Below are 26,465 nucleotides of genomic sequence, written 5' to 3'. Positions count from 1 at the left end.
GCATCACACCCGGCTGCCTCGACCAACTCCAACCGGTCAGTGCACTAGGCCTGCCAGCCGGTCGGCGTGGGTCGCGAAGACCGCGTGTCCGGCGTCCAGTGTGACCTGCTCGAACGCCGGGGCCAGGTCGTCGGCGTCGCGGATCATCACGTCCTGCAGTTCGACCGGCAGGGCGCGATCGGCTGTCGTGCGCACGTACGTGCGCGGGACGCGGCCCCACCGTTCGGCGGTCGCGCCCGTCGGGGTGCTGAGGAACGACAGCGGCTGGTCCGGGCTGAGCAGCGCGGCCAGCGCGCGGAAGTCCGCACTGTCCACTCCGGAGAAGTACGCGGCGTGGAGTTCCGCCAGGTAGGCCGGGTCGGTGCTGCGCGGGTCGATGCGAACCGCGCCGATGGCCGCCGGATCGCCCAGGTACAGCCCGCCACCCAGTGCGGTCTTCGCCTCCGGCAGTGCCAGGTAGGCGCCCGCGGTGCCGAGCCGGGTCGGGACGAACGCCGCCACGTACACCAGTCGCGCCACCCGTTCCGGGGCCAGTTCCGCCACCCGGGTCGCGACCGCGCCGCCCATGCTGTGCGCCACCAGCACGGACCGGCGGCGCAGGGCCGTGATCACGTCCGTCGCCACCTCGTCCAAGGTCAGGTCCGCGAGCGGGGACCGCTCGGTGCGCAGGGCGCCGGTGTCCCTGGTCAGGTAGCTCGCCGGGAACCGGGCCCGCGTGCCGTGGCCGGGTAGGTCCAGCGCCAGCACCCGGTGCCCGCGCGCGGTCAGTGCCGCGGCCAGGGCCGTGAAGTGCCCCGCGCCGTGCCACGCACCGTGGATCAGCACCACATCGGTCACGACTCCCACCTCTCCACCAGGATGCCGGCCAGCTCCGCGGGACGTTCCTCCGGCACGTAGTGCCCGCAGTCCTCCACCCAGCACGACGACACGTCCGACGCCGCCGCCTCGACGGTGTCGAGCCACCCGAGCCCGACACCGTACCGCGCGCCGACGACCAGTGTGGACACCGTGACCGGTCCAGCGGCGCAGAACGCGCGGTTGTCCTCGACGTCCTGGAGCAGCGCCCGGTAGTACCCCATGGTCGCGCGCACCGCACCGGGTGCGGCCAGGGCGCGGGCGTAGACGTCCAGGTCCACGTCGTCGATGGCGTCCGTGACGTACAGGCCGATCGAGTCGCGGCGGAACATGAACTCCAGATAGCCGCGTTCCCGCCCCGCCAGCAGGAACTCGGGCAGGTCGGGCACCATGTTGAACCCGAAGTGCCACGACCCGCCGGTCAGCGGGTTCGCCGCGGCGAGGCTGTCCCCCAGCCCGGGAATGCCCGCCTCGACGAACGTCAGGCTCAGCAGCGCGTCCCCGTGCAGCGCCGCGAGCGGGTACGCGACCTGACCGCCGACGTCGTGCCCGACGACGTGGTACCGCCCGAACCCCAGCGACGTCATCAGCCGGTGCACCACCTCCGCCACGGACCGCTTGTCGTACCCGCCGGTCATCCGCGAGCTGCCGCCGAAGCCGGGCAGGTCGGGGACCACGACCGTGTACCGGTCGGCGAGCAGCGGAACCACGTGCCGCCACGCGTACCCCGTCTGGGGCCATCCGTGCAGCAGCAGGACCGCGGGCCCGTCGCCGGCGACCGCGCACTCGACCACACATCCGGGGAGCCTGAGCCGTGCCATGTGGACAGCCTGCCGGACCGCGGGCCGCGAACGGGCCGTCCGTTTCCGTTCACCGGAAACGGGTCGTAGGGCCTGGGCATCCGGCGTTCCTATGGTCGGCGGACCACTGCCGCAGGGAGGCCGCATGATCGACCAGATGACGGTGCTGAGCTTCGCGCACTTCGTCCAGGGACCCGCCGCCGCACAGTACCTCGCCGACCTCGGCGCCGACGTGGTGACCGTCGAGCCACCCGGCGGGTCGTGGGAGCGGCGGGTGGGCAGCGGTGGCATCCGGCTCGCCGGGCGCAGCGTCACGTTCCTGTCGGTGAACCGCAACAAGCGGTCGATCGTCGTCGACCTCAAGCACCCGGACGCGCTGACCGTGCTCCGCCCGCTGATCGAGCGGGCCGACGTGCTGCTGGAGAACTACCGGGACGGCGCACTGGACCGGCTCGGGCTGGGCTACGAGGCGGTCCGGGCGATCAAACCGGACATCATCTACGCCTCCGCCAGCGGCTGGGGCTCCCGTGGCCCGATGGCGGGTCGTCCCGGTGTGGACCTGCTCGTGCAGGCCCGGACCGGGCTCGTCGACGTGACCGGGAACCGGCCGACCGCGGCCGGCACACCCGTCGTGGACCACCACGGCGCGGCGCTGCTCGCGATGGGCGTGCTGGCCGCCTACGCCCGCAAACTCACCACCGGTGCGGGCACGCGGGTCGAGTCGAGCCTGCTCGGCGCGGGGCTCGACCTGCAGGCCGAGTCGCTGGCACTGTACTTCTCCGGCAGGCGGACCGCCGCGGACCTCGCGCGCCCGGACGAGCTGGCGTGCTGGTCGATCGACGCGCCGTACGGCGTGTACCGGCTGCGGGACGCGTCGGTCGTGATCGCGGTGCACGGCGCGGTGGACGAACTCGGTGACGCGCTCGGCTCCCCCGTGCTGGCGGCCTACGACCAGCAGGCGCGCCGGGCCAAGCGCGACGAGTACACCGCGACGGTGGCCGAAGTGCTGGGCGCCATGAGCTACGCGGAGGTCGCGGAACGCCTGGGGCCCCGGGGTTTCTGGTTCGAACGGGTGGCCGGTTACGACGACGTGCGCACCGATCCGCAGGTGGCCGCTGAAGGGCTGCTCGCCGAGTTCGACGTGGACGGTGAACCGGCGACGGTCCTGCGGCACCCGGTCCGCTACGACGGCGAACTGCCCGGCATCCGCACCGCACCCGCGGAACTCGGCGAGCACACCCGGGAGGTCCTGCGAGCCGCCGGGTTCTCGGCGGCCGAGGTCGACGGGTTCCTCGCCGCAGGTGTGGTGGCCTGATGCGCGCGCTCGTGTGCACGCGCCTCGGCGAGCTGGACGTGCTCGACGTGCCGTCGCCGAGGCCCGGGCCGGGTGAGGTGGTGGTCGCGGTCAGCCACATCGGGTTGAACTTCCACGACACGCTCGTCGTCGCGGGCACGCACGTGGTGCGGCCGGAACCGCCGTTCTCCCCCGGCAGCGAGTACGCGGGCACGGTCGTCGCCGTGGGCGCCGGGGTGACGTCGGTGCGGGTGGGTGACCGGGTCGCCGGGAACGAGGAGTACGGGTGCGCGCGCGAGGCCGTGGTGGTGCGCGCGGACCGGGTCACCGTCCTGCCGCAGCACGTCACCGACCGGCAGGCGGCGGCAATCCTGGTGACCTACTCGACCGCGTACCACGCGCTGGTTCAGCGAGCGGGGCTGCGACCCGGCGAGACGCTCGCCGTGCTCGGCGCGGCGGGCGGGGTCGGCTCGGCCGCGGTGGACGTCGGGAACCTGCTCGGCGCGAAGGTGATCGCCGGTGCGTCCACGGCGGAACGTGCGAACGGGGCACTGCGGTACGGCGCGCACAAGACGTTCTCCTACGGCGGCACGGACGCCAAGGCCGCCATCAAGGAGCTGACCGGCGGGGGCGCGGACGTGGTGTTCGACCCGGTCGGCGGTGCGGTGGGCGAGGCCGCGGTGCGTGCCGTCGCGTGGGCGGGCCGGTACCTGGTGGTCGGGTTCGCGTCCGGTGACATCCCGCGGGTGGGCCTGAACATCCCGCTCGTGAAGGGTGCGTCGGTGGTGGGCGTGTTCTTCGGCGAGTTCGTGCGGCGGGCACGCGCGGTCCACGAGGCGAACCTGCGGGTGATCTTCGACTGGGCCGGCGCCGGGCGGTTGCGCCACCGCGTGCACGACGTGCTGCCGCTCGAGGAAGGGCCGCGGGCACTCCGCGACCTCGCCTCGGGCAAGGTCGAGGGCAAGCTCCTGCTGCGCGTGACCGCATGACGCGCACCGGGATCGCCGTCACCGCGCTGCTCGCCGGGACGCTGCTGGCGCCGCTGAACTCGTCGATGGTGGCGGTGGCGCTCGCCCCGATCGGTCAGGAGTTCGCGCTGCCGCCCGGGACGACGACCTGGGTCGTCACCGTGTTCTACCTGACCGCGTGCGTCTGCCAGCCGGTGCTGGGACGGGTCGCCGACCGGATCGGGCCCCGGCGGTTGTTCGCCGCCGGGATGGCCGTGGCCGCCGTCGCCTCGGCCGTGGCCACCACCGCGACGTCGCTGCCGGTGCTCGTGCTGTGCCGTGGCGTGCAGGCGGCGGGTGTGTCCGCCGCGTTCCCGTGCGCGGTGCTCGTCATCCGCCGCAGCGGCGAGGTGCGGCGGCTCACGGCGGTCGCCACCGCCAACACGACCGCGGGTGCCGTCGGGCCGGTGCTCGGCGGGCTGCTCACCGCGTGGGCGGGGTGGCGGGCCGTGTTCTGGGTGAACCTGCCGATCATGCTGGTCGCGCTGGTACTGGCGTGGCGGGCGATCGGGCCGGACGAGCGGCGGCCCGGTCGCCGCGCCGCGCTGGACCCCCTCGGCGTGCTGCTGTTCGCGGCGGCCGTGGTCGCGTTGCTCGACCTGATGCTCGGCCGCTCGTGGCCGGCCGCCGTGGTGCTCGTGGTCGCGGCGACCGGGTTCCTGTGGTGGGAGCGGCGGGCGGCGGCGCCGTTCGTGGACGTCCGCGCACTCGCCGCCGCACCCGGGCTGGTGCCGGTGCTCGGCACGTTCGTGCTGTTCAACCTCGCCTACTACGGCGCGTTCTACGGGTTGCCGTCTTGGCTGCAGAACACCCTCGGGTACGACGCGGCGGCCGCCGGGCTGCTGGTCATGCCGATCGCGGCGAGCAGCGTGGTGGTGACCGTGGCAGGTGGTCGTGTGGCTGGCCGGTGGACGTTGCCGCTCTCCGGCTGCTTGCTGCTGATCGGGGTGGCCGCGCTCGCGACGTTCGGGCCCGGGACACCCGCGTGGCTCATCGTGCTCGACGGGGTCGTGCTCGGCATCCCGTACGGGCTGTGCAACCTCGGACTGCAACGCCTCATGTACGAACGCGCGCCGGAACGCATGTCCGGGGTGGTCGCCGGACTGTTCCAGTCGGCACGCTACGTGGGTGCCATCCTCGCCGTCGGCGTGGTCGGGGCGATCGGGGCTTTGCGTCCGCTCGCGCTGGTGATGACGGTCGTCGCGGCGGCCGTGATCGGCGTGCTCGCGTTCGACCTGCGACGATCGGGGTCGTCCGGGGTAGCATCACCCGGTCAGGACCCCGGCCGGACGCTGTGGGCGCGGCCATGACCGAACCGGTGCCGATCATGAGCGTTCCCCGCGAGGCGAGCACCGGCCGCACGGTGGCCGGCCGGGTGTTCGCGCTGCTCAACGCGTTCTCCCAGGAGCGGCCCGCGCTCCGGCTCATCGAACTGGCGGCCGTCACCGGGATGCCCGTGTCGACCGTCCATCGCATCGCGACCGAACTGGTCGAGCTGGGTGCGCTGAAGAAGGAACGGGACGGCGTCTACCGGATCGGGCTGCGGCTGTGGGAGCTGGGGGCGCTCTGCCCCGCGCCACGCACGCTGCGGGACGTGTCGCTGCCGTTCATGCAGGATCTGTACGAGGCGACCGCGGAGAACGTGCACCTCGCGGTGCTCGACGGCGACGAGGTGCTGTACGTGGAGCGGGTGTGGGGCCGCCGCTCGGTCGACGTGGTCTCCCGGGTCGGCGGCCGGTCGCCGCTGCACGCGACCGGGGTGGGCAAGGTGCTGCTCGCGCACGCGTCGCGGGAGCTGCAGGAGTCCGTGCTGGCCGCCGGCCTGAAGCGGTACACGCCGCACACGATCGTGATGCCGGGGATCCTGATGCGGTCGCTGCAGGAGGTCCGCGCGACCGGGATCGCCCGGTGCGCGGAGGAGCTGTCGCTGGGCACGGTGTCGGTGGCGGCGCCGATCTTCGGGCCGGACCGCCGGGTGGTCGCGGCGTTGTCGGTGGTGTCGCACACCGTCACGCACACGCGGGCGCTGACCGCGGTCGAACCGGCGTTGCGGCTCGCGACGCTGTCGATCTCCCGTGAACTGGCCAACGGTTACGACGGCATCGGCACTGCCGACGTCACGCCGATCCGCCTAGCAACGCGGTGATCGTGCCGGACTCGATCCGCGCGGCCTCCGGCCGCGTCAGCCGCAGCGCGTCGACCGTCCCGAGTGGATCGGCGTCAGCCAGCTCGAACGGGTAGTCGGTGCCGACGAGCACGTGGCCGGCGCCGAAGTCCTCGACGAGCCTGCCCAGCAGCGGGGCCGAGAACGTGGCGGTGTCGTAGTAGAGACGGCGCAGGTACGCACTCGGCGGATGCGGGGTGGTGCGGGCGACCGCCTTGCGGGTCCAGCCGAGGTCGAGCCTGCCCTGCAGGGCGGGCAGGCAGCCGCCGCCGTGTGCGAGACACACGCGGAGGTCGTGCCGTTCCAGGACGCCGCCGAGGACCAGCCGGGACACGGCGAGCGCGGTCTCCATGGGGAACCCGGCGAGCTGCGGCAGCCAGTAGTCGGCGAGACGGGCGCCGCCGGGCGTGCTGTTGGGGTGGAGGAACACGAACGCCCGGCGCTCCGCCAGGTACTCCCAGAGCGGTTCGTGCACGGGGTCGTCCAGCTCCGCGCCGAGCCCGCGGGTGCCGATGGCGATGCCGGCACACCCCAGTTCCTCCAGGCAGTACCGGGCTTCGTCGGCGGCTTTCCCGGTGCCGAGCGGCACGTGGCCGAGCGGATCGAGCACGCCCCGGTGCCCGGCGAGCAACTCCGCGAGCGTGTCGTTGCCGCACCGGACCGTGTCGAGGACCCTCGCCTCCTCGGTCGCGTCGGCGCAGGTGACGAACGGCGGCACCGACACGAGCTGCCGGGTGACGCCGGTGCGTGCCATGTCGGCCAGCCGCTCGTCCACGTCGTACTGGGCGGCGGGCAACGGGATGGGCGCGCCCTGCGGCATCCCGGAGATCACCGGGTCGATCCGGACCACCCCGTCGCCGCGCTCGGCGAGGCCCTGATCGGACAGCCAGTCCAGCAGCGGCAGCGGGAGGGCGTGCGTGTGCACGTCGACGACCGGGCGGTTCATCGCGCCCTGCCGACGTGGTAGAGGTAGCCGTCCTCGAGACGGCACAGGTCTCCCGTGCGGAGCCGGCCGTCACGGACCGGCGAACCGGGCGGGAACGCGTAGGAGCGCGCGATGTTCGGCCCGCGCACCCACAGCTCGCCCGCCTCGTCGATGTCGATCTCGATGCCGGGAAACGGCCGTCCCAGCGACGAGCGGTGCGGGCCGAGGTGGTCGGCCGGCGTGCTGTAGGCGATCGTCTTCGGCGCCTCGACCTGGCCGAACACCTGGCACAGCACCTGGCCGAACAGCGCGTGCGCGCGGTCGATCTCGTCGTCGGTCAGCGAGGTGCCGCTGTAGATCAGCAGCTCCAGGCTCGACCAGTCGACGCCCGCGGCTCGCGGGTGGTCCAGCAGCGCCCGGAACGTCGGCGGCATGGCCAGGAGCACCGTCGGCCGGTGCGCGACGACGGCGTCCAGCAGCGCGTCCACACCGGGCTCGTCCGGGATGGTGAACGTGCCACCGAGCAGCAGCGTCGGCAGCACGAGGTTGCCGAAGCCGCCGGACACCGGCTCCGGGCACAGCACCCGGGGCCGGTCCGGCCAGGGCAGCGTGTCCCGGAGCAGGACCGCGACCGCGCCCAGCGCTCCGCTCGTCAGCTCGACGCCCTTGACCGGGCCGGTGGTGCCGCGCGTGAACCCGAGCCGCACCACCACGTCCGCGGGCGCGACCTCGACCGGCCCGCCCGGTGCCGGGATGTCCACATCAGACAGTATGGTCGCGGGGCCGATCCGGTCGAGCCGTTCGGCGAGCGCGGCGTCGTCCAGCGTTCCCGGCGGGATCCCGGCCGACCGGCGGCCTGCGACGTAGCACGCGGCGTTCACGAGCCACTGCAGCGGGTCGTTGGGCCGGACCTGCACCACCGTGTCCTCGGGTGGCAGCTTCGCCAGCAGTTCCACCAGGCCGAGCACCGTGGTTTCGGCGTCACGGTAGGACAGTGCGGTCCCCGCGTGTTCGAACGCCACCCGGTCCGGGTGTGCCCGCAGCGCGTCGAGGACCAGTTCGCCCGCGGGCCTCACAGGCGCTCGTCCGGCATGACCGTGCCGCACGCCTTGCACGTCCGGGCGTCCACGTCCCCGTAGAAGCGCTGGTAGGCGCCCGCGACCGGATCCGTGCGGTAGTCGCTGACGTGCACGGCCTCCTCGTGCAGGAACTCGTCGCACTTCGGGCAGAACCAGCGGAAGCGGTCCAGCTCACCGGGCCGCCGCAACCGCTCGATCACCAGCACGAACGCGTCGGGCGCGAACCGGGGCGAGTGCGCGATACCGGTCGGGGTGAAGATCGTGGCCCCCTCCGGAATCACCGCGATGTCCGAACCGCCCTCCGGTTTGCGGTAGTGCAGGTCCATCGAGCCGCGGACCATGAACATCACCTCGTCGCTCGGGTTGAGGTGGAACTCGCTGCGGTACTCGCGGCCGCGGGCGAGGAACGCGAGCGACTCGCTCTCCTGCCACAGCACCTTGACCCGCTTCCCGGCCGCCGCCAGTTCGTCGGCGGCCTTCCGCAGCTCCACGATGGGCATCTTGCTGGGGTGCATCGGTTACCTCCTAGTCGAGCAGACCTGTGTCGTGGACGACCTGTCCGTCCACGATGGTCATCAACGTCCGGCCGTCGTCGACGATCGCGAGATCGGCCAGGTACCCGGGCGCGATCCGCCCCTTGATCGCCTGCTCACCGGTGTGCGCGGCGCCCGAGGTGGTGTACAGGCGGACGGCCTCGGCGCGCGTGATCGCCTGTGCCGCGCCGACCACGCGGCCGTGCGTGTCCTGCCGGGTGGTCATGGCGTGGATGTTCTGCCACGGGTCGAGGTCGTTCACCGGGTAGTCGGTGCCCGCGGCGACACCGTCGATCCCGAGCCCGTCGACGAGGTCGCGCAGCGGCACGGCGGCGTCGGCGCGTTCCTCGCCGAGGTGGCCCGCGATGGCGTCGCGGTTGCGCCACAGGAACGGGACCTGCGCGGCCACCTGCACGCCGAGTGCGTGAGCCCTGGCGATCTGGTCCGGCTGGATGAGGCTGGCGTGGATGAGCACGTCCGGCAGCGGGGTGCCGCCCCGGGTGGCCTGGTACACGTCGAGGGCGAGGTCGATGGCCGCGTCGCCGACGACGTGCGTGCCGACGGGCCAGCCCGCCCGGTGCGCGATGTCGACCAGCTCGGTGAGCCGGGCCCGGTCGACGAACAACTCGCCGTGATGGCCGGGCCTGTTCTCGTACGGCTCGCGGGTGGCCGCCGTGCCGAGCGTCATGCCGCCGTCGACCTGGAGCTTGACGCCGCGCGTGAGGTACCGGTCGCCAACGGGTTTCGGTGGGCCCCCGGCGAGCAGATCACGCCACTCCGCCGCGGAGACCGACGGGTTCAGCTCGCCGGTCGGCGTGACCATGGCCGCCACCCGCACGGTCGCGGCGCCCGATTCGGCCAGGTCGCGCAGCACGTCCACGTCGGACGGTGGCAGCGCACCGGCGACCACCGAGGTGATCCCGTGCTCGTTGAGCACCCGCATCGCCGCGGTCAGCTGCGCCGCCCGCTCCTCGGGTGTCCACGGCGGCACGATCCGGGCGACGGCGTGCACGTCACCTTCGACGAGACGGCCGTCGTGCCCGTCCGGGTCGATGCCCGCCAGCCGCAGCGCCGCGGTGCTGACCGACGCGGCGTGGCCCTCGGGCAGGAACACCGGACGGCCGCCGGCGGCGCGGTCCAGTTCCGCGCGGGTCGGCGCCCGGCCCACCTGGAGCAGCGGGTTCCACATCTGTCCCTGCACCCACGCGCCGGGCGCCTTGGTCGCGGCCAGTCCGGCCACGCGGGCCAGGGCCTCGTCGAGCGTGCGCGCACCGGCGAACGACACGAGGTGGCCGGCCATGCCCGCTTGCTCGAAGTGGCAGTGCGAGTCGATCAGCCCGGGGAGCACGGTGTGCCCGCCCAGCCGCACGACCCGCGTGGACGGTCCGGCGACGGCCGCGACGTCTTCGGTGGACCCGACGGCGGTGATCCGGCCACCGGTGACGGCGACCGCCTCGGCGGCGGGCGCGTCCACCGTGTGCACCCGGCCGCCGAGCAGCACGAGATCGGTCATGGCCGGGCCACGGCCGCGATGCATTCGACCTCCACCTGCACCCCGGTCCGGTGTGGCGTGGCGATCACGGTGGTCCTGGCCGGGAAGTGCGGGGTGCCCTCGAAGAACTCCCGGTAGACCGCGTTGAACGTCGGGAAGTTCTCGACGTCGGCCACGAAGCAGGTGCACTTGAGGATCGTCTCCCGGCTGCCACCGGCGGCCTCGACGACCGCGACCAGGTTGGACAGCGTCTGCTTCGCCTGCGTCGCGAAGTCGTCGGAGACGATGGTGCGCGTCTCCGGGTCGAGCGGCCCGGTCCCCGAGCAGTAGATCGTGTCACCGTGCACGATCGCCTGGGACAGCGGCGCGGCGGTCCCGGTCGAGAAGCCCACGGTGGGCGCGTTGCGAGTACTGACGGCACGAATCTCGGTCATCTTTGCTCCCAGCTGGTTCACGGTGCGGCGATCTCCATGACGACGGCCTTCGGTTCGGTGAAGAACTCCCGGCTGTACGTGCCGCCCTCGCGGCCGACGCCGGAGTGTTTCGCGCCGCCGAAGGGCGCGCGCAGGTCCCGCACGAAGAAGCAGTTCGCCCAGACGGTGCCGACCCGCAGCGCGCGTGCGACGCGGTGGGCGCGGGAGAGGTCCTGGGTGAACAGCATGGCGTTCAGACCGTACGGCGTGTCGTTGGCGGCTGTCACCGCATCGGCCTCCGTGTCGAACGGCAGCACCACCACGACCGGCCCGAAGATCTCCTCCTGGGTGACGCGGTCACGCTGGCCGGCGCCGACCACGACGGTCGGGCGCACCGACCACCCGTCACCGACACCGCCCGTGTGCAGGCGGGCACCGGCCGCGGTCGCGATGTCCAGGTACCCGGCGACCTTCTCGAAGTGTTCCCGCGAGGACAGCGGGCCGATCTCGGTGGCCCGGTCCTTCGGGTCGCCGAGCACCAGCGCGTCGGCGGCCGCGGTGAACCGGGCCAGGAACTCGTCGAAGATGTCGCGCTGCACGTAGAGCCTGCTGCCGGCGAGGCACACCTGGCCCGAGTTGCTGAACACGGCCTGGATGGCCCAGCGCACCGCGTGGTCGAGGTCGGCGTCGCCGAAGACGATGTTGGCGCCCTTGCCGCCCAGTTCCAGGCTGACCGGTGTCAGGTTGGCGGCCGCGGCCCGCGAGATCGCCCGGCCGGTCGACGACTCGCCGGTGAAGGTGATCCGGTCGACGTCCGGTGACTCGGTGAGCGCCTGGCCGGCCGCGTTGGGCCCGTACCCGTGCACCACGTTCAGCACCCCGGGAGGCAGCCCGGCCTCGAGCGCCAGCCGAGCCAGGATGGTGGCGGATGCCGGGGTCTGCTCGGCGGGCTTGAGCACGACCGTGTTGCCCCAGGCCAGCGCGGGTGCCACCTTCCAGCTCGCCATCATGAGCGGGAAGTTCCACGGCGCGATGGCCGCGACCACACCGGCCGGGTCGTACTGGGTGTAGGCGTGGTGCCCGTCCGGCATGGGGAAGGTCTCGGCCGGGGTGAGCCGCGAGTGGTCGGCGAAGAACCGGAAGTTCCGCGCCGCGCGGGGCACGTCGTGGCCCGCGGTCTGGCTGATCGGCTTGCCCATGTCCGTCGTGTCGGCCAGCGCCAGCTCGCCGGCGTTGGCGACGATGAGGTCGGCGAGCCGGTGCAGGATCTCCCCGCGCTCGACGAAGCTCATCCGCGGCCACGGCCCGTCGTCGAAGGCCTGCCTGGCGGCCTGGATCGCGCGCCGCGCGTCGTCGGCCGAGCCGAGCGCGACCGTGGCCCAGGGCGCTCGCGTCCACGGGTCGACGGACTCGAAGGTCGCCCCGTCCGCCGAGGCGACTTCCTCACCCGCGATGACGTGCCCGAAGGATTCCACCGCTCGTCCTCCCTTTCCTCGCTTCTCGGCTCACCCTCCGTCGCGGGCCGGGCTGTGCACAATGGTCCGTTTCCACTCACCGGGAACGCCCCCGTACCGCCTGGGACCACTCCCCCATCCGCCGCGCGAACTCCGGTGACCGCACCGCGCGGAGCTGGTCGGTGATCTCGGCGTCGATCGCCTCCTGGAAGGTGCCCGTCGCCCCCGCGATGAGCCGTTTCGTCGCCGCCGCGGCGGCTGGATCGGCTTCCGCGAGCCGCTGGGCCCGTGCGAGTGCCTCGTCCAGCGGTGCGGGCACGATGTCGTCGAGCAGCCCGATCCGCAGCGCCTCCGCGGCGCCGACCTTGCGGGCGGACAGGGCGATCTCGGTGGCCCGTGCCTGCCCGGCCGCCCTGGCGAGCAGCCACGTGACCCCCCAGTCGGGAACCAGTGCCATCCAGATGAACGGGCTCGCGAACACCGCGTCCGGCGAGCCGATCCGCAGGTCGCAGGCCAGCGCCAGCGCCATTCCCGCGCCGACCGCGGCCCCGTCGACGGCCGCCACGGTCGGGGCGCGGAACTCCAGCAGCAGCCTTGCCGTGTCGAACTCGCGTGCCATCCGTGCCCGGGCCTCGTCGGGGGTCTCCGCACCCAGGGCGGCAAGCACGTCCAGATCGCCACCCGCGCAGAACGCGCCGCCACGGCCGGTGATCACCAGGACACGCACCCGGTCGTCGGCGTCCAGTTCGGACAACAAGCCGGGCAGCCCGTCGAGCAGCGCGCGGTCCAGGGCGTTGCGGCGGTGGGGCCGGTCCAGTGCCAGCACGGCGACCCCGTCGGAGGGGAACGTCACGGTTGCGTCCATGCGGCGAGCGCACCGCACCCGTGCACAGATCGCCAGCGCCCGTTCTCACCCACCGGAAACGCGCGGTGGTGACCTCGCGGCCGCCGGCGGATGATCGCGGACGATGTCGACCTTTGTGGAGGAACACGTGACCGGACAGCTCAGCGGCAGGACTGCGATCGTGACGGGCGCGGCGTCGGGCATCGGCCGGGCGACCGCCGAACTGTTCGCCGCCCGCGGCGCGACCGTGCTCGCCGTCGACCGCGACGAACAGGGTCTAGCCGAGCTGTCGGTGCCCACGTTTGCCGTCGACCTCGCGGCGCCCGGTGCCGCCGAAGAGGTGTTCGACCACTGCGCGGCGACCGTCGGCACACCGGACGTGCTCGCCAACATCGCGGGCAAGGCCGGTGACCGGTCCGCGGGAGACACGAGCGACGAGGACTTCGAGTTCTTCGTGCGCACGAACCTGACCACGACGTTCGCGCTGTCCCGGCGGGCGGTCCACGTGTTCGACGGCGGCGGGGCGATCGTCAACACGGCCTCGTCGTTCGCACTGACCGGGGTCGCCGGGTCGGCGCCGTACTCGGCGGCCAAGGGCGCGGTCGCGAGCTTGACCCGGCAGATGGCGGCCGACTACGGCAGGCGCGGCATCCGCGTGAACGCGGTCGCGCCCGGGCTGATCGAGACGCCGGCGACGCGCGCGAAGATCGCGTCCGGGATCTTCGACGACCTGGTGACGCGCGCCCGCCCGCTGCCGAGGGTCGGCACACCCGAGGACGTGGCGCGGGTCTTCGCGTTCCTCGCCTCCGACGACGCCGCGTTCGTCACCGGTGTCACGATCCCGGTGGACGGCGGCTGGACCAGCACCCACTTCCGCGACTGACGGGCAGGTGAATGGGGGGCCGCGGGTTCGCGGCCCCCCATTCGTCGTGCTGTCAGCGGGATCGGCGCTCGGCGATGGTCTCGTCGTTCGCCGCCCAGTGCGTCGGCGGCAGCTCACGCACCAGCACCCGCACGGACTCCCCCGGCACGCCCAGGCTCGTCACCACCGCGTCGTGGACCGCGGTGATCAGCTCACGCAGCTCGGCCTCGGTGCGTCCGGCCACCAGTGACACGTCGACGATCGGCATCCCGGTCACCGGCCCTGGCGAACGGGTTCGACGGGTTCGACGGCCGTGTCGCCGTCCAGGCTGACCTCGCCGAGGTCGACGCCCTTGGTCTCCGGCAACGTGAACAGCAGGACCACCAGTCCCAGCGCCATCGCGCCGACCGGATACCACAGGGCGGTGGTGAAGCTGCCGACCTCGGCGCTGATCGCGACCATCGTCGCGGGCAGCAGGCCACCGAACACGCCGACGCCGAGCTGGTACGGGATCGACAGCGCGGTGGCGCGGATCCTGGTCGGGAACACCTCCGCCATCGCGGTCGCGGCCGGGCCCTGCGTCATCTGCGCGAGCGCGACCAGCGCCAGCAGCAGCAGCGCGACACCGAGCACCCGCCCGTCGAAGAAATCCCCGATCCCGTCGACCTTGATGGTGGTCGCCGACCCGCCCACCGGGTAGCCGGCCGCTTTGATCGCCGCCACGAGATCGGTCTGCAGCGACTCGCCGCCCGCGATCTCGGTACCGTCCACCACGACCGTTGTCGGCCCGGACACGTCCTGCCGGTCGAACACGACCGAGTTGGCCTGCAGCACGTTGCGTGCCCGGTCGCAGTCCGAGGTGAACTCGGCCGTGCCGGCGGGGTTGAACTGGAACGAACAGTCGGCCGGGTCGGCCTTGATGACGACCGAGACGCGGTCCTGCGCCGCCGCGAGCGCCGGGTTGGTGGTCGACGTGATCGCGTTGGTGACGGGGAACGCGAGCAGCGCGGCGAGCCCGAGCCCGGCGAACAGCACCGGCCGCCTGCCGATCCGGTCGGACAGCCAGCACACGAACACGCACAGGAAGAACCCGATCAGCATGATCACCATGTAGATGGCGTTGACGGTGAACGAGTCGGCCTTCAGGTAGGTCTTCATCGTCGTCACCATGTAGACGGTCGACAGGTAACCGATGAACGACTGCGCCGACGCCATCACGAACACGATCGCGATCATCCGCACGCGCGCCCGCGACCCGAACGCCTCCCGCAGCGGGGCCTTCGCCTGCGTGCCCTCCCGCTTCATCTTCAGGAACAGCGGGCTCTCGTTGAGCTTGGTGCGGATCCACACCGACAGCGCCAGCGGCAGCACCGAGATGAGGAACGGCACCCGCCAGCCCCACGAGTCGTACGCCGCGGTGCCGACAATGGATTCCACGACGAGCTGCACCCCCAGGGAGAGGCTGAACGCGAGCGCGGTGGTGCCGGTGAGCCAGCCGACGAAGAACGAGCGCTGCTTGGCGGGCGCGTACTCGGAGACGTAGGTGACCGCGGCACCGAACTCGCCGCTGACCGCGAGCCCCTGCAGGATGCGGCACGTCACCAGCAGGATCGGCGCCGTGATCCCGATCTGGTCCGCGGTCGGCAACAGCCCCACCGCGACGGTCGACACCCCCATCAGGACCAGCGTCATCAGGAACACGATCTTGCGGCCGACGAGGTCGGTGATCCGCGCGAACACCAGCGCCCCGATCGGCCGGACGATGAACCCGGCGGCGAACGTGAGCAACGCGAACACGGTCTGTGCCGCGGACCCGTAGTCGCTGAAGAACTTGCTGCCGATGACGGGCACGAGCGCCCCGTAGAGGAAGAAGTCGTACCATTCGAACGCCGTGCCGACGGCCGACGCACCGACGACCTTGAGCTCTTGTTTGTTCATCGACGGTCTCCTCGAGCCAGCCGTGCCGCCCGCCACGTCGCGGGCGGCGGTTTGGAGCGACCGTAGGGCCGGTCGCGGCGGGAACAACGCACCGGTTTCCGGTGGCCGGAAACGGCGGATGGTGTTACCTGGCCGAAACGTCCACAGTGGCATCATGACCGTGACTACGTGGACAGTCGAGCGGGCCGTGGAGGAACTGCGCGCGGCGGAGACCGGCCGCACCGCCCGCCGTCCCATCACCGACGATTGGCCGGGACTCGACGTCGCCACCGCCTACCAGGTGCAGACGGAGTTCGTGGCCGCCCGCGGCGAACGGGTGATCGGTGTCAAGCTGGGCCTCACGTCCCACGCCAAACAGCAGCGGATGGGCATCGACGCGCCTCTCACCGGCTGGCTCACCGACGGCATGGTCCTCGCCGCAGGCGCCCGGGTCCCGGTCGGCGAGCTGATCCACCCCCGGGTCGAACCGGAGATCGTCTTCACCTTGGGTGCCCGCCTGCAAGGCCCCGGCGTCACCCCGGCGACCGCCATGGCCGCGGTCCGCACCGTCTCGGCCGGGCTCGAGGTGATCGACAGCCGCTACCGCGACTTCCGCTTCACCCTGCCCGACGTGATCGCCGACAACGCGTCGTCGGCCCGTTTCGTCGTCGGCGACGTGACCCGCGATCCCCGCGAACTCGACCTCGGCCTGGAGGCCTGCGTGCTGCGCGAAGCAGGCGAGGTCGTCGACACCGCCACCGGCGCGGCGGTCCAGGGCCACCCGGCCAACGCGCTCGCGCTGGCCGCCAACGCACTCGCCGACCGCGGCCTCGCCCTCGAAGAAGGGTGGCTCGTCCTCACCGGCGGCCTCACCGACGCGGTGCCCTTCCGCCCCGGCCACCCGATCACCGCGGAGTTCAGCCACCTCGGCACCGTCACGGTCGGCTGACCGCTGGTGGGTGTCCGCCGCCTCAGTCCCGGGAGCGGGTGCCGTTCAGGAAGAAGCTCGCGGCGGTGGCGCTGGCTTCTTCCAGTCCCAGGCGGTGCTGCTGGTTGAGCGCGATCGCCTTCAGGATGGTGCCGGCGAGGAACTCGTAGAGGATCTCGACAGGCAGGTCGTCGCGCAACACTCCGGTCTCGATTCCCCGGGCGAGGACGTCGTGGAGCGGGGCGGCGAGTTCCCCGTGTGCCGCTTCGAGTGTGGCCTGGTCGTTGGTGAGCACCGCGTAGCGGTCTCCGACGGCCACGAACGCGCGCAGGATCCGCTCGATCGCGTCTTCGACGGTCGCGCGTTCCAGGTTCGCGTCCGCGAGGCGGCGTGCCACGGCGTCGAGGGCGTCGGCCGTGAGGGCTTCGAGCAAGGCCTCACGGTTGGCGTAGTAGCGATACAGCGTGGCGCGGCTGATACCGGCCGCGACGGCGACGGTGGCGAGGTTCGCGCCGGCGCCCTCTTCGGAGAATACCCGGGCCGCGGCGTCGAGGATCGCGGCGGAGGTGCGGTCGAAGCGCGGTGCGCTCTTGCTGCTGCTGGGAGATGGTGCTCGTTCCATGGTGAGTAGCAGCGTATCAGGTTGAGACATCACTGTCTTGATGCTCGCGTCTCGCGCTGATACATTCGTGTCTCATATGAAGACACGTTTGTTGTCGAGCGCAGGGGAGCGAAAGCATGAGTGGCGAGTTGGTATTGATCAGCGGGGGCTCGGGTTTCGTCGCGGCTCACTGCATCCCGCGACTGCTCGAAGCCGGTTACAGCGGCACGGAACCGGGTTACGCGCTCAGCTTCGCGTTCGCCGACCTCACCTCCGACGAAGGCTGGTCGACCGCGGTGCGGGGCTGCGACTACGTGCTGCACGTCGCCTCGCCGTTCCCGGCCGCCGCGCGTGACGGTGCGCTGCGGGTGCTGCGCGCCGCGCGCGATGCGGGCGTGCAGCGGGTGGTGCTGACCTCGTCCTTCGCGGCGATGAGCTACGGCCACACGAGTTCCGGCCGGACGTTCACCGGACAGGACTGGACCGATGTGGACGGTCCCTGGGTGAGTGCCTATGCGAAGTCCAAGACGCTGGCCGAGCGCGCGGCGTGGGACTTCATGGATCGTGCAGCGATGACCGATCCGGCGGCCAGGGGCGAGCGCTTTCTCGCGGTCGGGGGGACGACGCTGTGGATCGCCGACATCGCACGCGTGCTCCGCGACCGGCTCGGCGCGCGGGTGCCCACACGTGAGGCGCCGGATCTGCTGGTACACCTGGCATCGCGCGCGGATCCGGCGCTGCGCGGGCACGTTCACGAACTGGGCGAGGTCAAGCGGGCGAGCGCGGAGAAGGCACGCCGGGTGCTGGGCTGGCAGCCCAGGTCCAACGAGGAGCTGATCGCCGACACTGCCGAGAGCCTGCTCCGGCTCGGCTTGGTCGGGAACGCGGCCTAGCACGTGCACGGGAGCTTGGAGGACTCGATGAGTAACGTCTCGAACGATCGACGACGCTGGTTGTGGCTGGTCGTCGGCGCGGTGGCCGCCCTGTTCGCCGTGGGCGGTCGCTGGGACATCCCAGTGGCCGCGTGGCTGTTCCCGGTGTTCCTGCTGCGCTTCGCGCGCACCAGCCGCCCGGTCGGCGGCCTGGTCCTGGTGTGGCTCGTGTCCTGGGCCGGGGCGATGTTCTGGATTTGGCAGATGGCCGTGCCGATGACCGGGATGACAGTGCTGGCCGGTCTGACCTTCGGCGTCGTGCTCGCGCTGCCCTACATCGCCGACCGGCTGGTCGCGCCGCGGCTCGGCACGGCCGGTGAGTTGCTGCTGTTCCCGATGGCGGTCGTGGTGTCCGAGTTCCTGTTGGGCACGTTCGCGCCGTTCGGCACGGTCGTCGGCCTGCTCGCCAACACCCAGTTCGGCAACCTCGCGTTGTCGCAGGTGGCCTCCGTGACCGGCTCGTACGGGATCGGTTTCCTCGTCGGTGGATGCGCCACCGTGGTGAACTGGACCTGGGCGCACCCGCCGTCGTGGCGCACCGCGCGCGTGGTGGGCGGCTACGTCGCCGTCCTCGCCGTCGTGGTGGTCGGCGGCGCGGCACGGATGGCGTGGTTCCCGGTGGACACCACGCAGACCGTCCGCATCGCGGGTCTCAACGCGAACATGGGCCTGATCCGCGACCAGATGGCGGCTCTCGGCCGTCCGGACGTCGAGGTGACCCGGGGGCAGGGCGCGCTGCCGCGGTTCGATCCCGACACGGTGAGACCGGAGTCCGCCGCCGTGATCGACGACCTGTTCGCCAGGACGAGGAACGCGGCCCGGGCCGGCGCGAAGATCGTCGTCTGGTCGGAGAACGCGGCCTACGTCTCCCATGCGGGCCTGCCCGCGCTCCTCTCGCGGGCGCAGGACATCGCCCGGCAGGAGCGGATCTACCTGCTCGTCGCCGACAACGTCCACCTGCCCAGCCCGCGGGACAGCCGGGACGAAACCCACCTGATCGGCCCGGACGGCGCTGTCCTGTGGACCTATCAGAAGTCGCACCCGGTTCCCGGCCTGGAGCCGTACCGGCCCGGCGGCGGTGTCGCCCCGGTCGTCGACACGCCCTACGGCCGCCTCTCCAGCGTGATCTGCTACGACGCCGACTTCCCGGCGATGATGCACGCGGACGCCGACATCATGCTGGTGCCCGGCGGTGACTGGCCGGAGATCGGTCGCACGCATTCCGAAATGGCCGGTCTGCGCGCCATCGAGAACGGCTACTCGCTGATCCGGCAGGACTACGTGGGCTGGTCGGTGGCGTTCGACAGCCACGGCAACACGCTGTCCACCCAGAACACGCTGATCGATCAGGACCTGTGGCTGGTCGACGTGCCGGTCCACGGCGTCACCACGCCGTACCGAGTGATCGGGGACGCCTTCGCCTGGCTGTGCCTGGCCGGCACGGTGGTCCTCATCGGTTCCGTCTTCTTCCGGCAGCATCCTCCGGCGTCCAGAACGCCGAAGCCCGCCACCGCGAGGGAGCCGGAACCGATCGCGCGCTAGGAACCGTCCGTCGACGATGTCGAGGCGCAGCTCGGCGACGACACTCCACATCCGCTTTACGAGCGCGGCTACGGTCTGCGGACGGCTGCCGCACACGCCGAGTAGCCCGGCGCGCGGCTCCGCCCACCGGGAACTCCGGGCGGAGCCGCGCGGCGGCCGCGTGGTTTTCCCTTCCCCGACAAGGCATTTCGAGGGAGATGCCGCCGCCGATCAGATTGTGAGGACGAGTTTGCCTTGGAGGTGACCGTGGTCGAGCAGCCGGTGTGCGTCGGCGATGCGTTCGAACGGGAACGTCTCCTGCACGTGGACTTGGAGCTTGCCCTGTTCGGCGAGTTCGGCGAGTCCTCGCAGGGCGACTGGGTCCGGGTCGACCGCGATGCCGCTGAACTGCATGCCGGCCGCCTCGTATTCGGCGGCGAGTTCCGTGTCCTCGTCGGCGACCGCTGTCACCAGGTGCCCGCCTGGGCGGAGCACTCCGAGTGAGCGTTTGCCGGTGTCGCCGCCGAGCGTGTCGAGCACGACGTCGATGTCCCGGACGGTCTCGGTGAAGTCGACCGCGGTGTAGTCGATCACTTCGTCGGCGCCGAGTCCCTCGACGAACTCCCGCTTGCTCCCGCTGGCGGTCGTGATCACGTGCGCGCCGAGTGCCTTCGCGAGCTGGATCGCGACGTGGCCGACTCCACCGCCCCCGCCGTGGATCAGGACGCGGTCGCCCTCGGTCACGCCGGCGAGGTCGACGAGGCCCTGCCACGCTGTCAGTCCGACCACCGGTAGCGCCGCTGCCTCGGTGTGCGAGAGTGACGCCGGCTTGCGCGCCAGATGCAACGCCGGCGCTGCGACGATTTCGGCATAGGCGTTGGCCGCCCGGGGAAACAACGGCATGCCGAACACTTCGTCGCCGGGCCGCCACCGCCACGTCAGCGCTTGTTCGACCACGCCGCTGATGTCCCAGCCGAGGATGAACGGCGGCCGGCCGAGCAGCGGGAACTCGCCGGCGCGCAGGCGCGCCTCCAGCGGGTTCAGCCCGATCGCCTTGACCCGGACGAGCACCTCGGTCGGCAAGGCGCGGGGCTCGGGCGTGTCCACGATGGTGAGCACCTCGGGACCGCCGAACTGCTGCTGGGTGATGGCTCGCATGACTCTCCTGGTTCGGGGTGTGCGGACGGAAGCGCCGCCTTTCCACCTCGACGATGACCGTTTCAACGACGGCGTACCACCGGTGTCGCGACAGAAAATCCCGGTAACCCGCCAAACGCGGTTAGGCTGAGTACCCATGAGCGAACCTGTCGGCGAGCCGGTGTTCTGGACCGACGATTCGGCGGTCTGCGAGCCCCTGGCCCACGGCGCGGACGTCGCCGCGCACTTCCACGACTTCGGGCAGCTCAGGTACGCCGCTTCCGGAGCGCTGGTCACCACGACCCAGGTCGGCACCTGGGTGGCGCCGGCGAGCCGGATCACCTGGGTGCCCCCGTTCCACGTACACAGCAGTCGCTCGTACGGCGAGACCGATGTCCGGTTGCTCCGGGTTCCGGCGGAACTGGCCGAGCGACTGCCGGCGGAACCCTCGGTGTTCGTTGCCAGTGCGCTGATGCGCGAGGCCTACCTGGCCTTGCTCAGCGAGCACAACCCGGCCGACAGCCCCCGCGCGGATCTGTTGCTCGAGGTCGTCATCGCGGAGCTCGCTCGCGCCCGGCGGGAACCACTGCGTCTCCCGGAGCCGAGCGACACCCGCCTCAAGGCCGTCACCGACCTGCTGCACGCCGACCCGGCCAGCCCGGCGACCCTGGCGGAGCTGGGGCACCGAACCGGCTCGAGCGAACGAACCCTCAGCAGGCTGTTCGGCAGTGAACTGTCGATGAGCTTTCGCCAGTGGCGCACGCTGCTGCGCATTCAGCGGGCACTGCTCGAACTCGGCGGAGGCGCCTCGGTCACCGACACGGCGATACGACTGGGCTGGGCAAACCCGAGCAGCTTCATCGAAGCCTTCACCGATCTCGTCGGCCAGACACCCGGTCACTACCGCACTACGGCCCGCGCAACTCGAGAGTAGCCTCAGCGTGGCGGGTTACCCGTAATTGCTGGCGAAATATCGGTGGCACGTCCGCCGAGTCACCGCCCATCGTTGAGGCATGTCCCATCCCGTCCACGAGCACAGCGCTTCCGCTTCGGCGACAGCCGCAACGGCCTCCTCCGGGGTGACGCTGGGTGACCTGATCGTGCAGGCACTCACCCGGCACAGCTCGTCCGAGGCCTTCGTCGCCGGTGACCGGCGGCTGACTTACGTTCAGGTCCGAGATCTCGTCTCGCAGTACGTGGCCGCGCTGGCCCATCGCGGAGTGGGGCTCGGAGCGGGCGTCACCATGCTCAGTCCGAACATGCCCGAGTCATGGATCGTCCAGGCCGCGACGTACCTCTTGGGCGCGCGCTTCACCGGTCTTCAGGCCCTGGCCTCGGTCGAGGACCACATCGTCGTCTGCGAGGACGCGGAAGCCACGGTGCTGGTGGTGACCGCGCCCCTGGCGGAGCACGGGCGCCAGGTCCTCGCCGAGGTCGGCTCGCTGAGACACCTGATGGTGATCCCGGCTGCGGGTGGCCTGCCCGAGGGCGAGTCCTACGCAGTTCGACCACTTGTTCCTGGTCCGGCCACCGAGACGGACCTCGCGTGGCTGCAGTACACCGGCGGGACGACCGGTAGGCCCAAGGGCGTGATGCAGCCTCATCGGTCGATGGTGCAGATGGTCTGTGCGCACATGGCCGATTTCGAACAGCCGCACTTGCCGCGGTACTTGGCCCCGGCTCCGCTTACCCATGCCGCCGGGCTCGGTGTCCTCCCGACGCTGCTTCGTGGGGGCACCGTCGTGATCGAGCAGGGTTTCGATCCCGGCCGATTCCTCGACATCATCGAGGCAGAACGCATCAACTGCGTCACCGGCATTCCGACGATGATCTACACGCTGCTGGACGAGGAGCGCCCGGAGACGAGAGACCTGTCCAGCCTCGAGGTGATCTGGTACGCCACCGGGCCGATGTCTCCGGTGCGCCTGGCCGAGGCTCGTGAGCGCATCGGTCCGGTCTTTTCCCAGATATACGGGCAGACGGAGTCGACCGGCATCGGGACGGTCCTGCCCAAGGCCGCGCACGAGACCACGAGCCTGGAGCGGCTTGCCTCCTGTGGTCGTCCCGTGGTCGGCAACCGCGTCAGGCTGATCGATGAGGACGGTCACGACGTTCCCGTGGGCGAGGTGGGTGAGATCGCCATGCGCAACCGCGGCGTCATGCTCGGCTACCGGAACCTTCCCGAGGAGACGGAGGCAGCGCTCAAGGGCGGATGGCTGCACACCGGAGATCTCGCCCGCCAGGACGACGAGGGCCTGCTCTACATCATCGACCGCAAGAAAGACATGATCATCTCCGGCGGCTTCAACATCTACGCGAGCGAAGTCGAGGCCGCTCTGGCAGGGCACCCCTCGGTCGGCTCGGCGGCGGTGATCGGCGTGCCCGACGACAGGTGGGGCGAGATCGTCACCGCGTTCGTGGTCGCGCGCCCTGGGCAGGACGTCGACGTCCTCGCCCTCCAGTCCTTCGTGAAGCAGGTCAAGGGCTCGATGTATTCGCCCAAGAAGGTCGTGGTCGTCGACTCGCTTCCCCAGACGCCGGTGGGAAAAGTGGACAAGAAAGCGTTGCGCGCACCCTATTGGAGCGACCCGGCGCGCAAAGTCAACTGACACTCCCACATCTTTCCGTCAACCAGTCACGAAAGGTAAACAGCATTGACGACACCGCCACCCCGGCTGATCGACTTCCACTCCCACTGGGGCACCGAGCGAGGTTGGAAGGGGAGCCCGTACGAGACCGCCGAGGACCGGGAGGCCCTGCGGGGCTACTTCAAGTGGGGCATGAACTTCGTCAGCGACGAGGAGCAAGCAGCGCAGTTTCGTCAGGCCAACGCCAAGGTGATGCTCGACTTCGCGTACACGTACAAGATGGATGCCGGTGCGCTACGAGATCAGCACGACTACGCCTTCGACTTCGCTCACAAGCACCCCGACGTCGTGCTCGGCAACTGGATCGGCATCGACCCGACGCAGCCCGCTCACGTCAAGGAGCTCGAGCGCTGCCTGAGTGAGGGACCCGGACTGATCGGACTGACGGTTCACTCGTTCACCCCGGCCGGCCCACCAGACCAGCCGGAGTGGGAGACCTGCCTCAACCTGTGCATCGAGGCCAACCGTCCGGTGTTGGTTCATGTGGGCATGTCCGCGACCGGCGCCGGAACCCGTGGCGGTATGGGCATCACACTCGAGGGCTGCCACCCCCGGTACGTCGACCGCATCGCAGCGACTCATCCCGACCTGAACGTGATCGCCGCGCGGGTGGCGTGGCCCTGGCAGTCAGAGATGATCGCAGTCGCACTCCACAAGGCGAACGTCTGGATGGAGCTCCACGGCTGGTCTCCGCGCTACTTCCCCGACGAACTCAAGCGCGAGATCGGCAAACGGCTCCGCAAGCGGGTGTTCTTCGGCGCCGACTACCCGATGCTCAGCCACGAACGGCTGGTGGAGGAGTGGCGCGAGCAGGGCTTCTCGTCGGACGTTCTCGACGACGTGTTCTCGGGCAACGCCGAATCGTTCCTTACCTCAATCGGAGTCGAGTGATGGACCTGGGACTGACCGGGAAGGTGGCCATCGTGGGCGGTGGCAGCGATGGCCTGGGCTTCGCGATCGCCGATCGCCTTTTGCGTGAAGGCGCCTTCGTCACGATCTTCGCGCGTCGCGCGGAGAAGATCTCGGCCGCCGCGGAACAACTTGCCGGCAGGTACGGCCAGGATCGGGTCCTCGGGCTTGCCGCCGATTGCTCGGTCGACGCCGACCTCGAGCGGGTCACGGCCGAAACGCTCGCGCGGTTCGGTGAGGCTGTCCACGTCCTGGTCACCAACGACGGTGGACCGCCGATCCGCCGGATCTCGGAACTCACCGACGACGTGTGGCTGCAAGCGTTCGCACGCCACTTCTTCTACGTTGTCCGGTCCGTGCGAGCGACGCTGCCGCACATGACGGCCGAAGGGGGCAGCATCCTCAACGTCGTCTCGGGTGTCGTCGAGCGCCCGGCCGTCGGCATGGCGGCGCCCGTGGCGGTGTGGTCCGCGGTGATCGGTTACGCCAAGACCCTGGCCTTGGAGGTCGGGAAGCACGACATCACCGTCAACACCCTGTTGTCCGGCTACTTCGACACCCCGCTGCTGGGCAGGACGCTCGACAGGCAGCCGGAACTCTCCAAGGCTCGCCTGGGGAGCGGGTTGCCGATGGGACGCATCGGGGAGCCCCGCGAGTTCGCCGACGTGGCCGGTGCGCTCGTGTCACCGAACCTGAGATTCGTCACCGGCGCGGTCATTCCCGTCGACGGCGGGGCCGGTATCGGGATGGGCGCGAGCTTCGATTCGCCGCCCGCCTCGGAGTGACCCTCTCCGGCACTGGGGCAACTCGGACCGTGCTGCCCACGCAACACGCTCGTGCCTGTGGCCCGTCCGCGGGATGGTCACATCGCCGAGGAGGGGCCACACCAGATGCACACACCCCCGGCACCGGGCAGGTCGGCCCGCCTGCCCGTCGAGAAGGGCGGGTGAGAAGACCGGCTCACCTCTCCTCGAGAAGCTCCACGACCTGGAACGCGTCCCGGACAAGGTTCGGTCGAGGAAGCCCCGGACACTCATAGCGACGAACATGGTTTCGTCTCTCTCTCGGGTCTCAAGTCCATTACGGAGGATCACCTTGTCCTGTTGACGGGAAGCCGATGCGGCGGCGGCCTCAAGACGGTGTCGGTGGCACCGGCCGGTTGTTGAGGTCGACCGACAGGAAGATCTCGTTGCCGACCGGGCGCCGCAGCTCCTCGGCCAGCTGCCCGATCAGCCCCGCGGTACGGGCCAGCAAGGCGAATCCGCGCAGCAGCGGCAGCGGCAGGTGCAAATCGGCCAGCGCGGCGCCACAGACGCCGGCGCCGTTGAGGGGCAGTGTCTTGCCCAGCACCTGCGGGTGCACGCGGCCGATCGCCTCGAACAGCGCCAGGTGCGGACCGAACCGGTTCTCTTCGCGAGCGATCTGAAACAGCCGCGGCGTGCGGGGGTCACCCTGCTTGTGCACGTGGTGACCCAGCCCGGGGATGAAGCGTCCGGCTTTCCGCTGGGTGCGCACCGTCCGCAGGGCCAGCTCGTCCCAGCCCGCGTCATCCGGCGGAATCTCCTCCACTGTGGACAACACGTCGGCCAGGAACCGCCCGCAGTCCTCGGTCACGCCGAGGAATCGCGAACCGCCACCGAGCAGACCCGGACCTCACCGGCTTCGGGGCGGCGCTGGGTGGCCAGCCAGACGGCCAGCTCGCCGAAGGACACCTGTCCCATCACATCCTGGGCGAGGTCGTGTCCTAGCAGCGTCCGGCGGCCTCGCCGACCCGGGGATGGCTGATCGCGTCGGCGGGGTGCGCGTGGGTCGTGACTCTGCCGTCACCACCGGGGTCCACCTCGATCAGATCGCTTTCGACCCTGGACTGGCCTTCGCCAAGGAACCCCGTGCACAACTGGCAATTGCCGGCCAACCTCGACGCGCTGGCCGGACTCGGCCATCCGATCGTCGTGGGTGCTTCCCGAATGTCTTTCCTGAGCTCACTTCCGGGGGTGGCTTCATCGTCAGAATCCCGTGACGAGGCAAACGGGTGGTTTGAGGCGCTGGTCGCTCCGGGCACACTCACTCGCCAGAACTGTTCGTGAGGCGACGTGGGCGCCATGTCCAGAACGTGATGATCACCGGCCTGCCGGCTCGGTGAAAGTGCC

At 71.0% G+C, this 26,465-nt stretch carries 25 protein-coding genes and 2 pseudogenes; 12 read left to right on the top strand and 15 right to left on the bottom strand.

The annotated features are described in order from the left end of the window. Positions 1-36 precede the first annotated feature (36 nt). Together ACCP09_RS13280 and ACCP09_RS13275 are read right to left on the bottom strand one after the other, a co-directional pair. Positions 37-837 carry an alpha/beta fold hydrolase gene (locus ACCP09_RS13280; RefSeq protein ID WP_433746284.1) on the bottom strand — a complete coding sequence of 267 codons (801 nt, stop codon included), beginning with the start codon at positions 835-837 and terminating at the stop codon, positions 37-39. Further along, positions 834-1,676: an alpha/beta fold hydrolase gene (locus ACCP09_RS13275; protein ID WP_433746281.1), complete on the bottom strand. Its 843-nt coding sequence runs from the start codon at positions 1,674-1,676 to the stop codon at positions 834-836. The genes ACCP09_RS13280 and ACCP09_RS13275 overlap by 4 nt, the downstream gene beginning before the upstream one ends. Before the next feature lie 124 nt (positions 1,677-1,800). On the opposite strand from ACCP09_RS13275, the gene ACCP09_RS13270 reads away from it, so the two are divergent. From ACCP09_RS13270 to ACCP09_RS13255, 4 genes are read left to right on the top strand one after another with little or no spacing between them, the layout of a single operon-like run. Further along, entirely contained in the window at positions 1,801-2,970 is a 1,170-nt protein-coding gene (locus tag ACCP09_RS13270; protein WP_433746279.1) for a CaiB/BaiF CoA transferase family protein, read from the top strand. Next, a complete protein-coding gene (locus ACCP09_RS13265) occupies positions 2,970-3,938 on the top strand; it encodes an NADPH:quinone oxidoreductase family protein (protein WP_433746276.1) in 969 nt (322 codons plus the stop codon). The genes ACCP09_RS13270 and ACCP09_RS13265 overlap by 1 nt, the downstream gene beginning before the upstream one ends. Next, positions 3,935-5,266 carry an MFS transporter gene (locus tag ACCP09_RS13260; RefSeq protein WP_433746274.1) on the top strand — a complete coding sequence of 444 codons (1,332 nt, stop codon included), beginning with the start codon at positions 3,935-3,937 and terminating at the stop codon, positions 5,264-5,266. The genes ACCP09_RS13265 and ACCP09_RS13260 overlap by 4 nt, the downstream gene beginning before the upstream one ends. A 17-nt stretch (positions 5,267-5,283) precedes the next feature. Continuing rightward, entirely contained in the window at positions 5,284-6,102 is an 819-nt protein-coding gene (locus ACCP09_RS13255; protein ID WP_433746271.1) for an IclR family transcriptional regulator, read from the top strand. On the opposite strand, the gene ACCP09_RS13250 is transcribed toward ACCP09_RS13255, so the two are convergent. From ACCP09_RS13250 to ACCP09_RS13220, 7 genes are all read right to left on the bottom strand, one after another. Further along, on the bottom strand, positions 6,074-7,066 hold the full coding sequence (locus tag ACCP09_RS13250; protein ID WP_433746268.1) for an amidohydrolase family protein: 993 nt from the start codon (positions 7,064-7,066) through the stop codon (positions 6,074-6,076). The two genes, ACCP09_RS13255 and ACCP09_RS13250, sit on opposite strands and share 29 nt — an antisense overlap. Then, the gene (locus tag ACCP09_RS13245) at positions 7,063-8,121 is read right to left on the bottom strand and encodes a class I adenylate-forming enzyme family protein (protein ID WP_433746266.1); all 1,059 of its coding nucleotides are present in this window, start codon (positions 8,119-8,121) and stop codon (positions 7,063-7,065) included. Before ACCP09_RS13245 ends, ACCP09_RS13250 begins: the two co-directional genes overlap by 4 nt. Then, positions 8,118-8,639 (bottom strand): 3-hydroxyanthranilate 3,4-dioxygenase, encoded by a 522-nt coding sequence (locus ACCP09_RS13240; RefSeq protein ID WP_123686210.1) that lies wholly within the window; start codon positions 8,637-8,639, stop codon positions 8,118-8,120. Before ACCP09_RS13240 ends, ACCP09_RS13245 begins: the two co-directional genes overlap by 4 nt. Before the next feature lie 10 nt (positions 8,640-8,649). Next, the gene (locus ACCP09_RS13235; RefSeq protein WP_433746263.1) at positions 8,650-10,170 is read right to left on the bottom strand and encodes an amidohydrolase; all 1,521 of its coding nucleotides are present in this window, start codon (positions 10,168-10,170) and stop codon (positions 8,650-8,652) included. Next, on the bottom strand, positions 10,167-10,583 hold the full coding sequence (locus tag ACCP09_RS13230; RefSeq protein WP_123686208.1) for a RidA family protein: 417 nt from the start codon (positions 10,581-10,583) through the stop codon (positions 10,167-10,169). Before ACCP09_RS13230 ends, ACCP09_RS13235 begins: the two co-directional genes overlap by 4 nt. A 17-nt stretch (positions 10,584-10,600) precedes the next feature. Continuing rightward, complete coding sequence (locus ACCP09_RS13225; protein ID WP_378362714.1) at positions 10,601-12,037, bottom strand: aldehyde dehydrogenase; 1,437 nt, start codon at positions 12,035-12,037, stop codon at positions 10,601-10,603. A gap of 76 nt (positions 12,038-12,113) precedes the next feature. Next, a complete protein-coding gene (locus ACCP09_RS13220; RefSeq protein WP_433746259.1) occupies positions 12,114-12,881 on the bottom strand; it encodes an enoyl-CoA hydratase/isomerase family protein in 768 nt (255 codons plus the stop codon). Between the two features lie 103 nt (positions 12,882-12,984). Between ACCP09_RS13220 and ACCP09_RS13215 the strand changes: the two genes are divergently transcribed. Further along, on the top strand, positions 12,985-13,743 hold the full coding sequence (locus ACCP09_RS13215) for an SDR family NAD(P)-dependent oxidoreductase (protein ID WP_237335176.1): 759 nt from the start codon (positions 12,985-12,987) through the stop codon (positions 13,741-13,743). 52 nt (positions 13,744-13,795) lie between these two features. Here the strand turns inward: ACCP09_RS13215 and ACCP09_RS13210 are convergent, their stop codons facing one another. The 3 genes and pseudogenes from ACCP09_RS13210 to ACCP09_RS13200 form a co-directional block, all read right to left on the bottom strand. Continuing rightward, a complete protein-coding gene (locus tag ACCP09_RS13210) occupies positions 13,796-13,990 on the bottom strand; it encodes a tautomerase family protein (RefSeq protein WP_123687314.1) in 195 nt (64 codons plus the stop codon). A 5-nt stretch (positions 13,991-13,995) separates the two neighbouring features. After that, the gene (locus ACCP09_RS13205) at positions 13,996-14,355 is read right to left on the bottom strand and encodes an MFS transporter (RefSeq protein ID WP_425550234.1); all 360 of its coding nucleotides are present in this window, start codon (positions 14,353-14,355) and stop codon (positions 13,996-13,998) included. Positions 14,356-14,685: 330 nt separating this feature from the next. Further along, positions 14,686-15,660: pseudogene (locus ACCP09_RS13200) on the bottom strand (MFS transporter); the annotation flags it as partial. A gap of 154 nt (positions 15,661-15,814) precedes the next feature. Here ACCP09_RS13200 and ACCP09_RS13195 point away from each other — a divergent pair. After that, complete coding sequence (locus ACCP09_RS13195; RefSeq protein WP_433746255.1) at positions 15,815-16,588, top strand: 2-keto-4-pentenoate hydratase; 774 nt, start codon at positions 15,815-15,817, stop codon at positions 16,586-16,588. A 22-nt stretch (positions 16,589-16,610) separates the two neighbouring features. Here the strand turns inward: ACCP09_RS13195 and ACCP09_RS13190 are convergent, their stop codons facing one another. Continuing rightward, positions 16,611-17,219, bottom strand: coding sequence for a TetR/AcrR family transcriptional regulator (locus ACCP09_RS13190; protein ID WP_433747044.1), 609 nt, complete (start codon positions 17,217-17,219; stop codon positions 16,611-16,613). Between the two features lie 86 nt (positions 17,220-17,305). Here ACCP09_RS13190 and ACCP09_RS13185 point away from each other — a divergent pair, with 86 nt between their 5' ends. Together ACCP09_RS13185 and ACCP09_RS13180 are read left to right on the top strand one after the other, a co-directional pair. Continuing rightward, positions 17,306-18,061 carry an NAD-dependent epimerase/dehydratase family protein gene (locus tag ACCP09_RS13185; RefSeq protein WP_433746252.1) on the top strand — a complete coding sequence of 252 codons (756 nt, stop codon included), beginning with the start codon at positions 17,306-17,308 and terminating at the stop codon, positions 18,059-18,061. Between the two features lie 27 nt (positions 18,062-18,088). Beyond that, positions 18,089-19,642 (top strand): nitrilase-related carbon-nitrogen hydrolase, encoded by a 1,554-nt coding sequence (locus ACCP09_RS13180; RefSeq protein WP_433746249.1) that lies wholly within the window; start codon positions 18,089-18,091, stop codon positions 19,640-19,642. Positions 19,643-19,852: 210 nt separating this feature from the next. On the opposite strand, the gene ACCP09_RS13175 is transcribed toward ACCP09_RS13180, so the two are convergent. Further along, complete coding sequence (locus ACCP09_RS13175) at positions 19,853-20,779, bottom strand: NADP-dependent oxidoreductase (RefSeq protein ID WP_433746247.1); 927 nt, start codon at positions 20,777-20,779, stop codon at positions 19,853-19,855. Between the two features lie 136 nt (positions 20,780-20,915). Here ACCP09_RS13175 and ACCP09_RS13170 point away from each other — a divergent pair, with 136 nt between their 5' ends. The 4 genes from ACCP09_RS13170 (at position 20,916) to ACCP09_RS13155 (ending at position 25,100) form a co-directional block, all read left to right on the top strand. Further along, positions 20,916-21,692 carry an AraC family transcriptional regulator gene (locus ACCP09_RS13170; RefSeq protein ID WP_433746244.1) on the top strand — a complete coding sequence of 259 codons (777 nt, stop codon included), beginning with the start codon at positions 20,916-20,918 and terminating at the stop codon, positions 21,690-21,692. Between the two features lie 79 nt (positions 21,693-21,771). Beyond that, positions 21,772-23,367: an AMP-binding protein gene (locus tag ACCP09_RS13165; RefSeq protein WP_433746241.1), complete on the top strand. Its 1,596-nt coding sequence runs from the start codon at positions 21,772-21,774 to the stop codon at positions 23,365-23,367. A gap of 45 nt (positions 23,368-23,412) precedes the next feature. Continuing rightward, complete coding sequence (locus ACCP09_RS13160; protein ID WP_433746238.1) at positions 23,413-24,297, top strand: amidohydrolase family protein; 885 nt, start codon at positions 23,413-23,415, stop codon at positions 24,295-24,297. Next, the gene (locus ACCP09_RS13155) at positions 24,297-25,100 is read left to right on the top strand and encodes an SDR family oxidoreductase (RefSeq protein WP_433746235.1); all 804 of its coding nucleotides are present in this window, start codon (positions 24,297-24,299) and stop codon (positions 25,098-25,100) included. Before ACCP09_RS13160 ends, ACCP09_RS13155 begins: the two co-directional genes overlap by 1 nt. 346 nt (positions 25,101-25,446) lie before the next feature. Here the strand turns inward: ACCP09_RS13155 and ACCP09_RS13150 are convergent. Continuing rightward, a pseudogene (locus tag ACCP09_RS13150) lies at positions 25,447-26,066 on the bottom strand (citrate/2-methylcitrate synthase). Between the last annotated feature and the right edge of the window lie 399 nt (positions 26,067-26,465).

This window comes from Amycolatopsis sp. 3B14, from assembly GCF_050958625.1.
Taxonomy (GTDB): Bacteria; Actinomycetota; Actinomycetes; order Mycobacteriales; family Pseudonocardiaceae; genus Amycolatopsis_E; species Amycolatopsis_E thermoflava.
Note: the sequence above shows the minus strand (reverse complement) of the source record. Positions and strands in the feature narration are given on the sequence as shown.